We start from the raw sequence: 17147 nt of genomic DNA on the forward strand, positions 1-17147 counted from the left end.
CTTAGAAAGGGTGTAAGAAAACAAGCTTCGTCTATAACGCGCTTTTCACACACCCTTAGAAACCTCTCTGGATTTCAATTAAAAGGCGTTCTATGAAATTTTTCGTGCTGACGTTTGTTGAACGTTTTCTGCTTCTTTTATCTTCTCTTTCGGCAGAACTAGATTCAGCAGAACTCCCATGATAGCAGACAGTGCCATGCTATCAATCTTTACATGTTCTGAGATATCTAAGTGTGCTCCTCCGATTCCTAACACTAAGATAATCGAAGCAATCATTAAGTTTCGTTTTGATCCAAGGTCTACCTTTGCATCCACCATCATGCGCAAGCCTGATGAAGCAATGATTCCGAATAAGAGAATTGAAATCCCGCCCATGACCGGCGTTGGTATACTTGAAATAAGAGCGTTGATTTTGCCGACAAACCCGAACAAAATCGCGAAGACTGCTGCTCCTGCTATCACAAATACGCTAAGCACCTTTGTGATGGCTAACACTCCGATGTTCTCACCGTATGTTGTATTTGGCGGTCCGCCGATCAGCGCAGCAAGCATAGTTGCTACTCCGTCTCCTAAAATCGATCTGTGCAGTCCTGGTTTTTCAATATAGTTTCGATCCACAATCTTATTTAAGACGAGAATGTGTCCGATATGTTCTGAGAGTGTTACGACTGCTACGGGTACCATGATAAGCACAATCCCTAATGAAATGGACGGTGTGTATGTGACGAACGGCACGTAGAAGTGAGGTACTTCAATCCACTCTGCTTTCACTACCTTTGAAAAGTCTACCAATCCTTGTGTATAAGCGAAGATGTATCCGCCGATAATTCCCATCAGTACCGGAATCAGACTGATAATGTTTTTAAAGAAGATTGAGCAAGCAACTGTTATCACTAGTGTCACAAGCGCAACCATCAGGTAAGTTAAGCTGTAATTTCCTTTTGCATCGTTCATAGCCATGCCTACTGCTGTATTAGCTAGTCCTAAGCCTATAACCATAATAACTGGTCCTACTACAACCGGAGGAAGCAGCTTCATAATCCAATTAATTCCTGTTCCTTTTATAATCAAAGCAACGATTCCATAAACAAGTCCGGCTAAGAAACAGCCAACCATCGTTTCTTCAGGTCCAAACGAAGCTTTTGCGAAAATGATTGGCGTGATGAACGCGAACGATGAACCAAGATAAGAAGGAATTTGACCTCTTGTAATGAGCAGAAAAGCAAGCGTTCCTACCCCGCTTGAAATCAAAGCAATTGCCGGGCTGAACCCGACTAGGAACGGCACTAACACCGTCGACCCAAACATTGCAAACAAATGCTGTAGACTCAATGTTAACCAATTTACTGCTTTTGGTTTATCATGTATATCAAGTACAAAATCTCGTTGTTGACTCATATGTTTTTCCTCCTATCACTATTAAAAAACCTCTTTACGCAGAGGCAAAGAGGTTTTCAGCATACAAGGAAGACGCTATACCGCAGCATAGGTTTCCTTATATAGTGATCCCCCTTTTGCAGCCTCACGGGACTACCATTTAAAAGGGTATATAATTTATTTTTCGTAAATAGACACGTGGTCTTTTTCGTCTACTTCCATTAAATGCACCGCAATTTTTTCACTTTTAGCTGTCGGTACGTTTTTACCAACATAGTCTGCTCGAATCGGCAGCTCGCGGTGTCCTCTATCTACTAAAACAGCCAGCTGAATGAGTTCAGGTCGGCCGATATCAATCAGTGCATCAAGTGCTGCTCGAACCGTGCGGCCCGTATATAACACATCGTCTACTAAGATGACGTTCTTATTTGCAATATCTGTCGGAATATCTGATCCTTTTACGAGAGGCTCGTCATTGCTTGTCACTTTCGATAAATCATCTCGGTAAAGCGTGATGTCTAGTTCTCCGACTGGCAATGTGTTTCCTTCAATTTGTGCAATTCGTTCTGCTAAACGTTTTGCGATATAAATGCCTCGCGTTTTAATACCGACTAGCACACAATTTTCAATCCCTTTATTTTTTTCAATAATCTCATGTGCGATTCGAGTTAAAGCGCGGCGAATAGCTTGTTCGTCAAGTACGGTAGCTTTTACGTTCACTGTTTTTCACCTCGAGTTGTTGACATAAAAAAAATCCTCTTGCCTTGAGGCAAGAGGATTTGGTTTTAGACATATTTCTTCAAAAAGGCTATAAGTATGCCTTTTCTGCACCGTTTCCTTCTCAGCCTCTCTGGACTGTTCTTAAAGGTTCTTATTAAGTTAATACAAGTATGCCATCACTTATGGCAGTTGTCAACTTCTTTTTTCAATAAGCTCTAGCATCTCATTAAACTCTTTTGGAGCCGGTGCTTCAAATTCCATATATTCATTTGTACGAGGGTGAATAAAGCCTAATACGCCTGCATGAAGCGCTTGTCCGTCAATCGGAAGCGTTTTTTTCGGTCCGTACTTCGGATCCCCGGCAAGCGGAAAGCCAATATACTTCATATGAACGCGAATTTGGTGTGTTCGCCCCGTTTCTAGCTTACATTCGACCAGTGAAAAATCTTTAAAACGCTGCAATACAGTAAAGTGCGTCACTGCATCACGACTGTTTTCATCAGTCACCGTCATGCTTTGACGATCTTGCTTATCTCGGCCGATTGGCGCATCAATTGTACCGTGATCGTGCGCAATTACTCCGTGAACGATAGCTTTATAACGACGCGTCACTGTTTTAGCTACAAGCTGACTAACTAGTGATTCATGGGCTAAATCATTTTTTGCAACCATAAGTAAACCGGATGTATCTTTATCAATTCGATGAACGATACCAGGGCGCATAACGCCGTTAATACCGGATAAATCTTTACAGTGAGCCATTAGGCCGTTTACAAGCGTGCCGCTATGATGACCAGGAGCTGGATGTACAACCATGCCGCGAGGTTTATTTACAACAAGCACATCTTGATCTTCATAATAAATATCTAAATCCATTTCTTCCGCTACCACATCAAGCTCTTCTAGTTCCGGCACTTCAATAATAATAGCGTCTCCTGTTTTACATTTATAGTTTCCTTTGACGGTTTTATCGTTCACTTTTGCGTGACCTTCTTTAATCCACTGCTGCACTTGTGAACGTGACCATTCTGCATTTACAGTCGAAAGTACTTTATCAATACGTTCTCCTGCTTGTTCTTCATTTATAACTGTTTCAATTACATTCATTCTTTGTGCTCCTTCTTCATTTTCCCTTCAAACAGCGTCATAATAAACATGATGATTACTCCGACGACAAGTGCCGAATCAGCTACGTTAAAAATCGGAAAATCATACGTAAAGATGTATGTGTTTACGAAATCAACTACTTCTTTACGGACCACTCGATCAATAAAGTTTCCAATGGCGCCGCCTAACATTAATGCTAGCGCAATACCGAACCATTTATCTTGTTTTTTGAGCTTTTGAATATAAATTATTAAACCGACTACCACAACCACCGTAATGAGATAAAAGAACCACATCTGTCCTTGTAAAATCCCCCACGCGGCTCCTCTGTTACGATGAGAGGTAATGTAAAGAAAGTTTTCAATTACGGTGATGCTTTGTCCATAATACATTTCTTTTACAATCATCCATTTTGTTACCTGATCAATAAGTATAACAGCTAAAGCGATAAGATAATAAAACACAAACGTTTTCCTCCCGCAATAAAATCAAACGAATCCATACTAAAGCATTTTAGCACATAATTCATTTTTTTTCTCGCTTCTCACCATAAAACAAATAAATCTTCGTTTGTGCGGGCCGTCGGCATTACTTTTAATTTATGAATAGACATCACTTCGCCAGTTAGTTCATCAATTCCGAACGCACCAACGTCAAGCTTTGCTAACGCGTGTTCTACATCTTTTAAATCTGCTTTAATCATTTCTATTACATAACGTTCCTTTTCATCTATATAACCAGATTGTTCTGTAGCATATCTCACTAGGCGATCTTGTAATTCTTCTTTAATAAGAGCTAATTCCTGTCCAATGGAAAGATAATTTTCATACATGCAAACGCCTCCTGTGCTGATAAGATGAAGTATTAATGATGTTAGGTTTACCGAGTTTTCCATCGAATCTACAACACAAGTTTTTCCTAAGGCTTTAAATGCTTTATACCATTGTATTTGGGAATTTCGTACAGCAAAAAACACGCCCAAAAAGGACGTGTTTTTGTTAATTACTGCTGAACGTAGTGATTTTTTACAACATCCGCACAGCGTGTACATAAAGTCGGGTGATCTTGATCTTCGCCAACTGTTGGTGATACAACCCAGCAGCGCTCACACTTCTCACCTTCTGCTTTACTTACAACAATTGAAGCATAGCTGAATTTTTGTGCTTCAGCAGGTGCTTCACCTTCTGCTACCTCAAGATCTGAAACGATGAAGAGTTGACCTACATTTTCAGAAATAGATGCTAACAGTTCTTTCGTATCTGCTGTTGGATACAGCGTTAATTTTGCTTCTAAAGACTTACCGATTACTTTTTCATTACGAGCTTGTTCTAGCGCTTTTAATACTTCATCACGAAGCTCCATGAATGCATCCCATTTCTCTACTAATTGATCTGCTCCTTCGATTTCTTGAACCTCTGGCATATCAACTAGCTGCACGCTTTCTTCCGTTACATTTGGAATGTGAACCCATACTTCGTCTGCTGTATGAGAAAGAATTGGAGACACTAATTTCGTTAACGATAATAACGTTTCATAAAGGACCGTTTGAATGCTGCGACGCTCTACATTATTTTCTGCTTCGATGTACAATACATCTTTTGCAAAGTCTAAGTAGAATGAACTCATATCAATTGTACAGAAATTATGCACTGCGTGATAAATGCTTGAGAATTCATATGAATCATAAGATTTTTTCACTTTATCAATTAATTTGTTCAGCTTCACAAGCATGTAGCGGTCTACTTCACGAAGGTCTTCAACGGCTACAGCATCAGTTGATGGATTAAAGTCCGCTAAGTTTCCTAGTAAGAAACGGAACGTGTTGCGGATTTTACGATATACTTCTGCTACTTGTTTTAAAATGTTATCAGATACACGAACATCAGCTTGGTAATCTACAGAAGCTACCCATAAACGTAAAATATCTGCACCTAGTTGTTTCATTACTTTTTCTGGAATTACAACGTTTCCTAATGACTTACTCATTTTGCGACCTTCACCGTCTAAAGCAAATCCGTGGCTAAGTACCCCTTTATAAGGTGCTTCACCCGTTACAGCTACACTTGTAGAAAGACTTGAATTAAACCAGCCGCGGTATTGGTCAGAACCTTCTAAATACAAATCAGCCGGACGCTGTAAGTCTTCACGTTCTTCAAGAACAGCTTGATGTGAAGAGCCAGAGTCAAACCATACGTCCATGATGTCTGTTTCTTTTGTGAAGCGGCCATTTGGGCTTCCTTCATGAGTAAAGCCTTCTGGAAGCAAGTCTTTTGCTTCACGCTCAAACCATACGTTTGATCCATGTTCTCTAAATAGATTTGATACGTGTTCGATTGTTTCGTCCGTAATGATTGGCTCATCATTTTCAGCATAAAATACCGGAATCGGAACGCCCCATGCACGTTGACGAGAAATACACCAGTCTCCGCGGTCACGCACCATGTTATAAAGTCGCGTTTCACCCCAAGTAGGCACCCATTCTGTTTTTTCTACTGCTTTTAATAAATCTTCACGGAAATCTTTAATAGACGCAAACCACTGTGCCGTTGCACGGAAAATTGTTGGTTTCTTTGTACGCCAGTCATGTGGGTATGAGTGGGTAATGAAACTTAATTTTAACAGCGCGCCTTCTTCTTCTAGTTTGTCTGTAATCGGCTTATTCGCTTTATCATAGAATAACCCTTCAAATCCTGGTGCTTCATTCGTCATATGCCCCTTACTGTCGACTGGACAAAGAACTTCCAAACCATATTTTTGACCAACGATAAAGTCGTCTTCCCCGTGTCCCGGTGCTGTATGAACACACCCAGTACCAGCATCCGTTGTTACGTGATCGCCAAGAACAACTAAAGAATCACGCTTGTAGATTGGATGCTCAGCTACTACACGCTCAAGTTCTGAACCTTTTACCGTACGAAGCGTCTTATAGTCAGCCCATTCAATTTCTTTAGCAACTGTTTTAATCAGTTCAGTTGCCACTACATATTTTGCTCCATCTGCTTCAACTACGCTGTACTGAAGCTCAGGATTGACAGCAATCCCTTGGTTAGCTGGCATTGTCCATGGTGTTGTCGTCCAAATGATGAATTTTTCATCTTGTTCAAGCACACCTTTACCATCTTTTACGTTAAACGCTACGTAAATAGAAGCTGAACGCTTGTCATAGTATTCAATTTCCGCTTCTGCTAAAGCAGATTCACTTGAAGGGGACCAGTACACAGGTTTTAACCCTTTGTAGATGTAGCCTTTTTTCGCCATGTCACCAAACACTTTGATTTGCTGCGCTTCGTACTGCGGCTGAAGCGTTACATATGGATTATCCCAATCTCCGCGTACGCCTAAACGCTTGAACTGCTCACGCTGGCCGTTTACTTGTTCCCAAGCATACTGTTCGCAAAGCTTACGGAACTCAGCTACCGTCATTTCTTTGCGGTTTACTTTTTTATTTTTTGTTAAAGCTGTTTCAATTGGCAAACCGTGTGTATCCCAGCCTGGTACATAAGGTGCGCAGAAGCCTGACATCGACTTATAGCGAACGATAAAATCTTTTAAAATTTTATTTAATGCATGTCCCATGTGAATATCGCCATTCGCATATGGAGGTCCATCATGCAGGACAAATAGCGGACGGCCTTCCGTACGTTTTTGTACTTTTTCATAAATATTCATTTCAGCCCATTGTTCTTGCATTTTAGGCTCGCGGTTCGGTAAATTTCCACGCATCGGAAATTCAGTTTTTGGCATCAATAATGTATCTTTATATTCCATGTTTTACCCTCCCAAAAAAACGTAAATTTCATATCTTTTTGTACCATAACAAAAAGACCTCCTCATCCCAAAAAGGGACGAGAAGGCCTCCCGCGGTACCACCCTAGTAGATTTGCTGCACGCAAATCCTCTTTGCATTCGTAACGTGAATAAACCGCCACTGCTTACTATCATCAGTTCAGCAATGGTACTCTAGGGTGATTTTCACTTTTTTGTTTGTTATCGAGCTCGCACCATCCTCGATTCGCTTTGACAAACTAAAAAAGCTACTGTCCCTGTCTCCGTACTGTTTGATATGAAATTTCATCTGTTACCAAATTATATGACAACAAAACGTGAGAAGTCAAGATGATGTCTTGACTAGTCAATTTTTTCTTCTAGCGCTGGCATCTCATAATCCATCAACTGATCCCAGTCGTCGCTGTTTAACATTTCAAGCTGTGCTTCGATTAACATTTTGAAACGAGTTCTAAATACTTTAGACTGCTTTTTCGTCTCCTCAATGTCCATCGCAATTTTACGAGACTTAGACAGTGCTTCATTAATAATACGGTCCGCATTTTTTTCTGCTTCTTTTATAATGAGCTTCGCTTCTTTTTCAGCGTTTCGCTTCACATCTTCCGCTGCTTCTTGAGCAATTAAAATTGATTTATTTAACGTCTCTTCGATGTTAGTAAAATGTCCAAGACGATCTGTTAATTCAGATACTCTTCCTTCTAACTCCTTTTTATCACGCATTACCAGCTCATAGTCTTTAATTACTTGGTCAAGAAACTCATTCACTTCATCTTCATCATATCCGCGAAACCCGCGATTAAACTCTTTGTTATGAATATCCAAAGGGGTTAAAGGCATCTAGGCCACCTCCGTGTTGTCTCATTACATCATTAGTAATGGTTTATTCGACATATTTTTAAAATTTCCTGCTAGTAGATTTCTTTATTTCTGCTTTCCTACAACAATTCGCCATTTTTCTTTTTTGGTTTTGCCTTCAAGTGAAACAATACGACTTCTGCCGTGACCACGAAGCGACAAAATATCACCTTCATGACATTCAAAAGAAGGCTGTTCAATGACTTTAAAATTTACTTTTACCGCTCCATTTGCAATAAACGGCTGGACTTTTTGTCTTGATAAATTGTGAATGGTCGACAGCAAAACATCAAGCCTCATTGAAGAAACTGTATAAACGTGTTCAATCAGCTCTTCTTTTACCACATGCAGCTGCTCTCTTTGAATAGAAGAAAGTGAAACTTTGGCTTTTCCAATTAACGTTAAATTCATCTCAATATAAGAAGAAATTTCCTCTGCAGCTACAAGCTGAATATCGTCTCCCGCGACCAAAATATCGCCAAATTTTGAACGGCGCAGTCCTAAGGACATCGCCGAACCAAGAACTTGAGGATGTTCAATCGTCACAAACTTTTTAGGATAATTGAGCTCATACATATGCAACTGAAAATCTTCGCTTTCAGGTACATAGTAATCCGGATATAGCAGCGCACGCTTGCGTTCAGCAAACGGTTGTCCACCATCAAATGAAACTTGAACCTCTCCTTCAGTCCCGACAATAGCCGTCACAATCTGCTGCTCTCTTGGATCTAAAAAGTCCGTTAACTTTGGGCTGTATTGATGTAGGACATCTTCTTTCCACTGAAGAACCTGGTCAATAAATCCATGTTCTTCTTGCCTAAAATGTTCATAAATAGACATATTATTACTCCTACTATTGGTATGTAAAAAAGGAATCCAGCGATTCCTTTTTAAATAAATCCAACCATACTGTGAAGTGAACGTACACCTGCTTGCGCAAATCGTAGTAAAAAGATTGCAACAAGAGGTGAAATATCAATCATGCCAATAGGCGGAATGATTTTACGAAAAGGCTCTAAGTAAGGCTCACAAATGCTGCCAAGCAGCTGACCAAACTTAGACGCCCTTACATCGGGTACCCAAGACATCAAAATGTAAATAATCAGTGCCCATGAGTAAAGACCAATCAATTGTCCAAGAATCCCAAAAACGATGTCCAAAAACTACCACCTCTTTACGTTTGTTGTATCATGTTCTCCCATCATATCTGAAATGCTTCCGCTTACGTCTACATTATCAGGTGTACATAAAAAGATGTCGGTTCCAATTTTTTGAATGTCCCCGCCTAAAGCATAAACTGTACCACTTAAAAAGTCGACAATTCTTACTGCTTGATCTCGTTGAATGCGCTGTAAATTCACAACTACGACTTTACGATTTTTTAAATGATCCGTAATTTCTTGTGCTTCGGCATAGACGCGAGGTTCGCAAAGCATCATTTTTGATGATTTTTGAACGCTTTGCAAGCTAATCACGTTTTGCTGCTGATTCGGCTGCTGACTAGCTTTCGCTGGTCTCGACTGCTGTACAGGCTCTTCTACCGACTCTTCTTCTTCGTAATGTTCTTCTACATATTCAGTATCGTCATCAAGAGCAAAAAAACTTCTAAAGCGATTTTTCATACTCATCTTGAATTACACCTCCTTAACGTTCATTCCCAACTAACGTGGTTCCTAGCCGAATGAATGTTGCTCCTTCTTCAATTGCAATTGCATAATCGTTTGACATTCCCATTGATAGCTCTGTACACGGTGCATATGGGAGTTTTAGTTCTTGTATACGGTCCTGCAATTTCTTTAGACCTTGAAAACAGCTGCGAAGCAAGGACTCGTCATCTGTGTGAGGAGCCATGGTCATTAATCCAACCACTTGGATATTTGCAAACGCTTCAAGAGATTGAATAAATGGCATTACGTCTTCTACAGCAAGGCCATGCTTTGATTGTTCTTCGGCAACATTAACTTGTACAAAACATTTTATACGATGTCCTGCACGTTTATCAATTTCTTTTGCTAAAGATAATCGGTCTAGTGAATGAATATAGTCAACTTTATCAATCACATTTTTTACTTTTCTTGTTTGTAAGCTTCCGATAAAATGCCAGGTCGCTTTCTCACCGATTGATTCATACTTTTCTAGAAGACCTTCATCCCTGTTTTCTCCGAGATGTAAAATGCCTGCATCCACTGCTTCTGCTGCTCGTTTTGTGGAAACGTATTTTGTTACAGCAATCAGCTCTACATCTTCTCGATTTCGATTAACTTTTTTACACGCTTCAGCAATTGTTTGTTGAACTGCTTCTAGATTTTCACTTACGCTAGCTGTCACTATGTAATTACTCCTCCTTAAAGCCTATGAAGTTAAACATGCGTCCTGTTTTCCCTTGGTCGCGGCGATGTGAGAAGAACAGGTCATCTTCACAGCTTGTACAATACGACGATGTTAAAATTCGTTCCGGCAATACGCCTGCGTTTTGAATCAGCAGCTTATTGACTTTTTTTAAATTAAGCGCGTATTGTCCAGGGCTTACTTCTTGATATCCATTTTGGCCAACTACTTCGTTTACTTGTGTAATGACGCGGTTATCGACAACATAACAGCAATCTTCAATCGAAGGGCCAATCGCCACGTAAATATCTTCAACCGGAACATTTTCTTGCTCTACCCACCGTCGAATCATATTTCCTGCAATATCTTTTACTGTTCCCTTCCACCCAGCATGAGCAAGACCAACTAAATGGTGATCAGGCGCATAGAAGTACAGCGGAACACAATCTGCATAACATAAAGCTAACAAAATATCAGATTCATTTGTATAAATGCCATCCGTTGCTTTTATGCCCTCTTCATATTTGTAGAGTCCTTTTGCACAGTCGGCTTTTGTTACTTTTTGAACAGTTGCTTCATGTACTTGTTCAGCACATACAAAGCTTTCAAAAGACATGTCTAGTTCGGCTGCTAAAATTTTTCTATTTGTAATAACATCTTCTACGTTATCGTTTACGTGAAGCCCTAGGTTAAAAGAAGCAAATGGAGGTTTACTCACGCCACCATTTTTTGTGGTGAAACCAGCAACAAGCATATCATTCTTTTCTACCCAAGGGCTCAGCCACATAAACGACTCGTGATGGCTTTTTTTTAATGGCTCAGGATTCATGTATGTGACACATCCCTTGTTTCATTTGTTCTCACATATTGTACCACAGATTGCTAGGTGCTGTTGACAAAAAACTAATTCTCTTCAGGCTGAAATGCGTCTTTATAACGTACTAAAATGACATCAGAACCAATTTTCACAATATTTTTCCACGGAATCACAATTTCATCATCTTTTCCAAAGAAGCCCAATACACGAGAGCCTCCGATAATGACGGCCTGTATTTTTCCCGTTGTTAAGTCAATATCAATATCCCCTACATTTCCAAGTTTTTTGCCATCAGCTACATTCACTACATCTTTCAGCTGAAATTCTGAAATCTTTAACATGCTCTCTCCTCCTATAGCCAACTTTATTCCTTAGCCTATATATATTTTCAAATTTTCATTTCATGAAGGAAAAGCTTATTTTTTCTCTGCCACTCTCTTTCTATAGGCATTTTGTTCACTAATTACACAGCTTTTCATCAAGAGACATTCTCAACGAGTAGCTAGAAGTCCTCACAGCAATAGGAAATCTGATATGAATATCTTTTGGTCATGTATTATACATTGATACATACAAAATAAGCACCGTGTCTGTTTTTATAGACACGATGCTTATTAAGTTGAACATCAAATAAAGTGAATGGTAATTAATTATATGAACGTGAGCAGCTGCCAGTTTAGATAGCTTTTGTTAACTTTGAATATTTTTATTCATCTGTTTAATAGCAGCTTTTTCTAAACGAGAAACCTGCGCTTGAGAAATACCAATTTCTTCAGCAACTTCCATCTGTGTTTTACCTTGAAAGAAGCGCTTTCGTAAAATTAGTTTTTCTCGCTCGTTCAATCTTCTCATACCTTCTTGCAAAGCAATTTCTTCAATCCAAGTTGAATCACGATTGCGTTCATCGCTTAGCTGATCCATGACATAGATTGGGTCTCCACCATCATTGTAAATAGGTTCAAATAGAGAAACCGGATCTTGGATAGCATCTAAAGCAAACACAATTTCTTCATGCGGGACTTCTAGGACTTTTGAAATTTCCTCAGCTGTAGGTTCCTTGGATGTTTCACTCATAAGCCTTTCACGAACTTGAAGAGCTTTATAAGCAATATCACGAAGGGAACGAGAAACACGGATTGGATTATTGTCACGTAAATAGCGGCGAATTTCCCCTATAATCATTGGGACAGCATATGTAGAAAACTTCACGTTTTGACTTAAATCAAAATTGTCAATGGATTTCATTAATCCAATACACCCAACCTGAAATAAGTCATCAACAAATTCTCCACGATTGTTAAAACGTTGGATCACGCTGAGTACGAGACGTAAATTTCCGCTTACTAGCTTTTCTCTTGCTGTTCCATCTCCAGCCTGCATTTGTTTAAACAACTTTCGCATTTCTTCATTTTTTAATACGGGAAGTTTCGAAGTATCTACTCCACAAATTTCTACTTTATTTCTTGTCAACTCTTTCCCTCCTAACAGGAGATGATGTTCTGAATTCAGTATCTCCTCCGAAGGAAAAAATATGCACTTTTACAATTCTGACAATTCTCCACTAAAAAAGCTGATTGTATAAGATGCTTCTCAGCCCTTATACAATCAGCTTTTTTACTTAAACCATTTTATTAAATTCTTTTCGCAGCCGTTTAATAATTCGTTTTTCAAGCCTTGAAATATAAGACTGAGAAATGCCTAGCATATCAGCTACATCTTTTTGCGTTTTTTCTTCTCCGCCGGCTAGCCCAAAGCGCAGCTCCATAATTTGCTTTTCCCGATCATTTAATTGGTGCAGTGCTTTCAACAAAAGTTTTCGATCTACATTCGCTTCTAGGTCTTTTGTGATGATATCTTCTTCGGTTCCCATCACGTCAGATAATAACAGTTCGTTTCCATCCCAATCAATATTTAACGGCTCATCAAATGAAACTTCAGATCGAATTTTATTGTTGCGGCGCAAATACATTAAAATTTCATTTTCAATACAGCGAGAGGCGTACGTCGCTAGCTTAATTTTCTTTTCAGGATTAAACGTGTTTACTGCTTTAATTAAACCGATGGTGCCGATGCTAATTAAATCCTCAATGTTGATTCCCGTATTTTCAAACTTGCGGGCAATATAAACAACAAGTCGCAAATTACGCTCAATCAATAATGAACGTGCTGCTTCATCTCCTGATGGAAGTTTTTTTAAGAGCACTTCTTCTTCATCTTTTGTTAAAGGTGGTGGAAGAGCTTCACTTCCTCCTATATAGTACACTTCATCTGTTTTTAGCTTAAGTTTAATTAATAATTTGTACCACCATAATTGAAATCGAATTCGATATGTAGCCATTCTGTATCCTCCTTTATTTGTTCACACCTTTTACGATGCGGAACTTACTTCTCCAATAACGATAAGCTTCGGATGAACAATACATTCATATTGCTTCTCCACTGAAAGCGTTGTATGACTAATACCTACTAATACTTTAGTGACTTCAATCGTGTTGGACTGATGCACCAGCCTTACCATATCTGGCTTTAGAGCAAGCAGAAGCTGATTGGCTTGGCCCACGCTTCGATAAGGGACAAAGCGGACTTTTGAATACCACTCTTGATCAATATCTTCGCTGTGTGAAAAGGATTGGACATTTTTGCTTAATTCCATTAAGCCTTCAGGCAATATTTCTTTTAAAGAATCTGCTGTAACAATCATAACCGGGGTTTTCGTCAGCGGATCTACAAGCTGGTTTCCACTATCAATAAGTCCTTTCATCGACAGCGTCTGTTCGTTTAAAATAATTTCCACATCTACCAGCTGATCAAATGTAATATTTTTCATTCGCAAATCATCAACTCGTGTTTTTGAAAAATAAGATAATAGCGGAAAACCGATAAGAACAAATATCCAGCTAATAGGATCACCAAACTGTGGAGATTTCGTATCAACCATTTGATTAAGAACAAGGAACTGATCTTGAAATAAAAAGTGAACGCCCATTAATCCTCCACCCACAACAAAGGTTGCAAAATAAAACGTTAATAAATTCTCAAAGAAAAAGCGCAGTCGTTTATAACCAAACGTCATCAATACCATAAAAAAAGAGAATAAAATTTTAATAGCAGGGTGAACCATAAGATGAGAAAAAGGCGTAAACATAAGAAGGACAATCAATGAACCGATAAAGCCCCCAAGCAAAAGCCGCCACCACTTGTAATTCCGTTTAAGTACAACTGCACATAACATTAGTAAAATCGTATCTAACCCAAAATTCAGCATCCATATTAAATCTAAATAGATTGGCAATGTTTATAACCTCTCCATTCTTTCTGAATTTTTCTGTTAAAAATTAGTATATAGTACATCCTATTAGAAAGTCTGTCAGTTCATGCCGAGAAACAAGCAGTATTTTTGAGGAAATCATTCGATATTTGTCACACCACTTTTAGAAAGAAAACACAAACCCTTTGAAGGCATCATATTGACCATGTCGAATGTTTTTTATATTCTTTTGGAGTTTTCTAGCTTCATGGCATAAAAAAAGACCTCTGTATAAAACAGAGGTCTTGGCTTTTTATTTTCTTAGCGTCTACGATTACGGTTTCGTAAGAATGTTGGAATATCTAGCGCATCTTCAGACTGTGGCTGAGATGGACGCGTATATTCTTGCTGTACAGGTTCTTCACGCTTTACTTCACGCTTCGGCTGTGGGGCCGGCTGCTGTGTCGATTGCGGCATGCGATTCGCCGATAACGAAGGACGACCTGGTTTTGGCTGTGATAAATCTTGGTCACTAAAGCCAGTTGCAATAACTGTAACAACAATCTCGTCTTTTAGGTTTTCGTTAATAACAGATCCAAAGATCATGTTCACTTCTTGGTCAGAAGCCGAAGCAACGATATCTGCAGCTTCTTGTACTTCGTAAAGACTTAGGTTTGTACCGCCTGTGATGTTCATTAATACACCTTGAGCTCCATCGATAGATGTTTCAAGAAGTGGACTTGAAATAGCTTTTTTAGCCGCTTCAGCAGCGCGGTTTTCACCAGTTGCAATACCGATCCCCATAAGTGCAGATCCTTTGTTAGACATAATTGTTTTCACGTCAGCGAAGTCTAAGTTAATTAATCCAGGAACTGCGATTAAATCTGAAATACCTTGCACACCTTGTCGCAATACGTTATCCGCTTCACGGAACGCTTCTAGCATTGGCGTGTTTTTATCAACGATTTCCAATAAGCGATCATTTGGAATAACAATCAGCGTGTCCACTGCTTCTTTCATTGACGCAATGCCGCCTGCCGCTTGAGTAGAACGCTTACGGCCTTCAAACGTAAACGGACGAGTAACAACACCTACCGTTAGTGCTCCTAGCTCACGAGCAATTTGGGCAATGACTGGAGCTGCACCAGTTCCAGTTCCTCCACCCATACCAGCTGTTACGAAAACCATATCTGCACCTTTTAGTGCTTCTTGGATTTGTTCCTTACTTTCTTCAGCTGCTTTTTTACCAACTTCTGGATTAGCACCTGCACCTAATCCTCTTGTTAATTTAGCGCCGATTTGCATTTTTGTTTCAGCTTTTGATAAATTTAATGCTTGTGCATCTGTATTAACTGCAATAAATTCTACACCTTGGACGCCATGTTCAATCATTCGGTTAACCGCGTTGTTACCGCCGCCTCCGACACCGATTACTTTAATCGTCGCTAATTGGTCTACACTTGTATCAAACTCCAACATGATAGTTCCTCCTAATTCTTCGAAATTACCAATCCGTAACGTTAATCAAAGAAGTATCCAAAAAACTTCTTCATTAAATTTTGGTCATTTTTCTTTTTCGGCTGCTCAGCTGATTGTTGCGGCTGCTGTGGTTTCGGGCTAGGTTTGATCATTTCTTGCTCAATCGGCTCTTCTTCCACAACTGGCGCTCCAATTTCCCGGCCTTGTATTTTAGCATTTTTGTATGCAAATTTTATTAATCCTACGCCTGTTGTATAATGCGGCTCACGTACTCCAATATAATCAGGCACTGCTATGCGCACGTTATTCTTTAAAATCACTTGAGCTAGCTCAAGAATACCAGGCATCGCTACTACTCCGCCTGTTAAAACAAATCCTCCTGGAATATCTTTGTATCCTAGGCGATTTATCTCCTGCGTAATCATATCTAAAATCTCTTCTAATCTAGCTTCAATAATATCAGAGATTTCGAGCTGATTAAACTGCTGATGCTGATCGCTTCCAATGATCGGTACACTAAATACTTCTTCTTCAGAAGCATGATCGTAGAAAGCATGTCCATGCTTTATCTTAATATTTTCCGCATCTTCAGTCGATGTGCGAAGGCCAATAGATAAATCCTTGGTAATGTGCTCTCCGCCAACAGCTAGTACATTTGTTACTTTCAAATGTCCTTGGTCAAAGATCGCAACCGTTGTTGAACCTCCACCGATATCTACCAGTGCGACACCTAAGTTTTTTTCATCACGAGATAATGCAATTGAACCAGCGGCTAGAGGCTGTAAACAAATATCACTGATTTCTAAACCAGCTCTTTCTACACAGCGTAATAAGTTATGTAAAACCGTTCTAGATCCTGTTATGATTGTGCCTTCCATTTCTAAACGTACCCCAATCATACCTCTAGGATCGTTAATACCTTCTAAGCCATCTACAATAAATTGCTTTGGAATAACATCAATGATTTCACGATCTGGCGGGATAGACATGACTTGAGCAGCATCAATTACTCGATGAATATCTTCGTTTGTAATTTCACGATTCTCGCTTGAAACGGCTACTACTCCGTGACAATCCTGTAAAAATACATGATTTCCGCTTATGCCTACTACAACCTTTTTAATTGTAATGCCTACCATTCGTTCAGCTTGTTCTACTGCTTTTCTAATAGATTGAACTGTTGCATCTATATCAACGATAGAACCTTTTTTTAGTCCGTGTGATTTAACATTCCCTACACCAATGATATTCAATGAATCGTTACTCATCTCTCCGATGATTACTTTCACACTGGATGTACCGATGTCTAAACTAACGTATATTTCATTGCTGTTCATTCTTTGGCACCTCCTTTTTCTTTCTGCACATGTCATCTTAATAAATTAAGAAGAACAACAATATTAATTTTTTATTATATGAAAATATTCAACA

At 39.3% G+C, this 17147-nt stretch carries 18 protein-coding genes and 1 other annotated feature; all 18 genes read right to left on the reverse strand.

Annotated elements, in window-relative coordinates; genetic code table 11:
* Nucleotides 1-90: 90 nt before the first annotated feature.
* Nucleotides 91-1398, reverse strand: a complete 1308-nt coding sequence (locus LIS78_RS21580; RefSeq protein ID WP_252284332.1) for a uracil-xanthine permease family protein — start codon at nucleotides 1396-1398, stop codon at nucleotides 91-93.
* A gap of 156 nt (nucleotides 1399-1554) precedes the next feature.
* A complete protein-coding gene (pyrR, locus tag LIS78_RS21585) occupies nucleotides 1555-2097 on the reverse strand; it encodes a bifunctional pyr operon transcriptional regulator/uracil phosphoribosyltransferase PyrR (RefSeq protein WP_013058940.1) in 543 nt (180 codons plus the stop codon).
* A gap of 192 nt (nucleotides 2098-2289) precedes the next feature.
* Nucleotides 2290-3204: an RluA family pseudouridine synthase gene (locus LIS78_RS21590; RefSeq protein ID WP_013058941.1), complete on the reverse strand. Its 915-nt coding sequence runs from the start codon at nucleotides 3202-3204 to the stop codon at nucleotides 2290-2292.
* On the reverse strand, nucleotides 3201-3668 hold the full coding sequence (gene lspA / locus LIS78_RS21595) for a signal peptidase II (RefSeq protein WP_013084844.1): 468 nt from the start codon (nucleotides 3666-3668) through the stop codon (nucleotides 3201-3203). Before lspA ends, LIS78_RS21590 begins: the two co-directional genes overlap by 4 nt.
* Before the next feature lie 80 nt (nucleotides 3669-3748).
* The gene (locus tag LIS78_RS21600; protein WP_013058943.1) at nucleotides 3749-4036 is read right to left on the reverse strand and encodes a conjugal transfer protein TraR; all 288 of its coding nucleotides are present in this window, start codon (nucleotides 4034-4036) and stop codon (nucleotides 3749-3751) included.
* 170 nt (nucleotides 4037-4206) lie between these two features.
* Nucleotides 4207-6972 carry an isoleucine--tRNA ligase gene (gene ileS, locus LIS78_RS21605; protein WP_252284333.1) on the reverse strand — a complete coding sequence of 922 codons (2766 nt, stop codon included), beginning with the start codon at nucleotides 6970-6972 and terminating at the stop codon, nucleotides 4207-4209.
* Between the two features lie 70 nt (nucleotides 6973-7042).
* Nucleotides 7043-7263, reverse strand: a binding site (T-box leader).
* 69 nt (nucleotides 7264-7332) lie between these two features.
* Nucleotides 7333-7827, reverse strand: a complete 495-nt coding sequence (locus LIS78_RS21610; protein ID WP_013058945.1) for a DivIVA domain-containing protein — start codon at nucleotides 7825-7827, stop codon at nucleotides 7333-7335.
* Nucleotides 7828-7911: 84 nt separating this feature from the next.
* Nucleotides 7912-8685 (reverse strand): YlmH family RNA-binding protein, encoded by a 774-nt coding sequence (locus LIS78_RS21615; RefSeq protein ID WP_252284334.1) that lies wholly within the window; start codon nucleotides 8683-8685, stop codon nucleotides 7912-7914.
* Between the two features lie 50 nt (nucleotides 8686-8735).
* The gene (locus tag LIS78_RS21620; protein WP_014458382.1) at nucleotides 8736-9005 is read right to left on the reverse strand and encodes a YggT family protein; all 270 of its coding nucleotides are present in this window, start codon (nucleotides 9003-9005) and stop codon (nucleotides 8736-8738) included.
* 3 nt (nucleotides 9006-9008) lie between these two features.
* Entirely contained in the window at nucleotides 9009-9473 is a 465-nt protein-coding gene (locus LIS78_RS21625; RefSeq protein WP_013058948.1) for a cell division protein SepF, read from the reverse strand.
* A gap of 16 nt (nucleotides 9474-9489) precedes the next feature.
* Nucleotides 9490-10173 (reverse strand): YggS family pyridoxal phosphate-dependent enzyme, encoded by a 684-nt coding sequence (locus tag LIS78_RS21630; protein ID WP_195781970.1) that lies wholly within the window; start codon nucleotides 10171-10173, stop codon nucleotides 9490-9492.
* 7 nt (nucleotides 10174-10180) lie between these two features.
* Nucleotides 10181-11002, reverse strand: a complete 822-nt coding sequence (gene pgeF, locus LIS78_RS21635; RefSeq protein WP_097824528.1) for a peptidoglycan editing factor PgeF — start codon at nucleotides 11000-11002, stop codon at nucleotides 10181-10183.
* A gap of 74 nt (nucleotides 11003-11076) precedes the next feature.
* Nucleotides 11077-11331 carry a YlmC/YmxH family sporulation protein gene (locus LIS78_RS21640; protein ID WP_013058951.1) on the reverse strand — a complete coding sequence of 85 codons (255 nt, stop codon included), beginning with the start codon at nucleotides 11329-11331 and terminating at the stop codon, nucleotides 11077-11079.
* Nucleotides 11332-11680: 349 nt separating this feature from the next.
* Nucleotides 11681-12460: an RNA polymerase sporulation sigma factor SigG gene (gene sigG, locus LIS78_RS21645; protein ID WP_013058952.1), complete on the reverse strand. Its 780-nt coding sequence runs from the start codon at nucleotides 12458-12460 to the stop codon at nucleotides 11681-11683.
* A gap of 148 nt (nucleotides 12461-12608) precedes the next feature.
* Nucleotides 12609-13328 (reverse strand): RNA polymerase sporulation sigma factor SigE, encoded by a 720-nt coding sequence (gene sigE, locus LIS78_RS21650; protein ID WP_013058953.1) that lies wholly within the window; start codon nucleotides 13326-13328, stop codon nucleotides 12609-12611.
* A 30-nt stretch (nucleotides 13329-13358) separates the two neighbouring features.
* Nucleotides 13359-14282, reverse strand: coding sequence for a sigma-E processing peptidase SpoIIGA (spoIIGA, locus tag LIS78_RS21655; protein WP_053487710.1), 924 nt, complete (start codon nucleotides 14280-14282; stop codon nucleotides 13359-13361).
* Nucleotides 14283-14558: 276 nt separating this feature from the next.
* Nucleotides 14559-15716 (reverse strand): cell division protein FtsZ, encoded by a 1158-nt coding sequence (gene ftsZ / locus LIS78_RS21660; protein ID WP_252284335.1) that lies wholly within the window; start codon nucleotides 15714-15716, stop codon nucleotides 14559-14561.
* A gap of 41 nt (nucleotides 15717-15757) precedes the next feature.
* The gene (gene ftsA, locus LIS78_RS21665; RefSeq protein ID WP_168761254.1) at nucleotides 15758-17053 is read right to left on the reverse strand and encodes a cell division protein FtsA; all 1296 of its coding nucleotides are present in this window, start codon (nucleotides 17051-17053) and stop codon (nucleotides 15758-15760) included.
* Nucleotides 17054-17147: the final 94 nt, after the last annotated feature.

Source organism: Priestia megaterium, from assembly GCF_023824195.1.
Lineage (GTDB): Bacteria > Bacillota > Bacilli > Bacillales > Bacillaceae_H > Priestia > Priestia megaterium_D.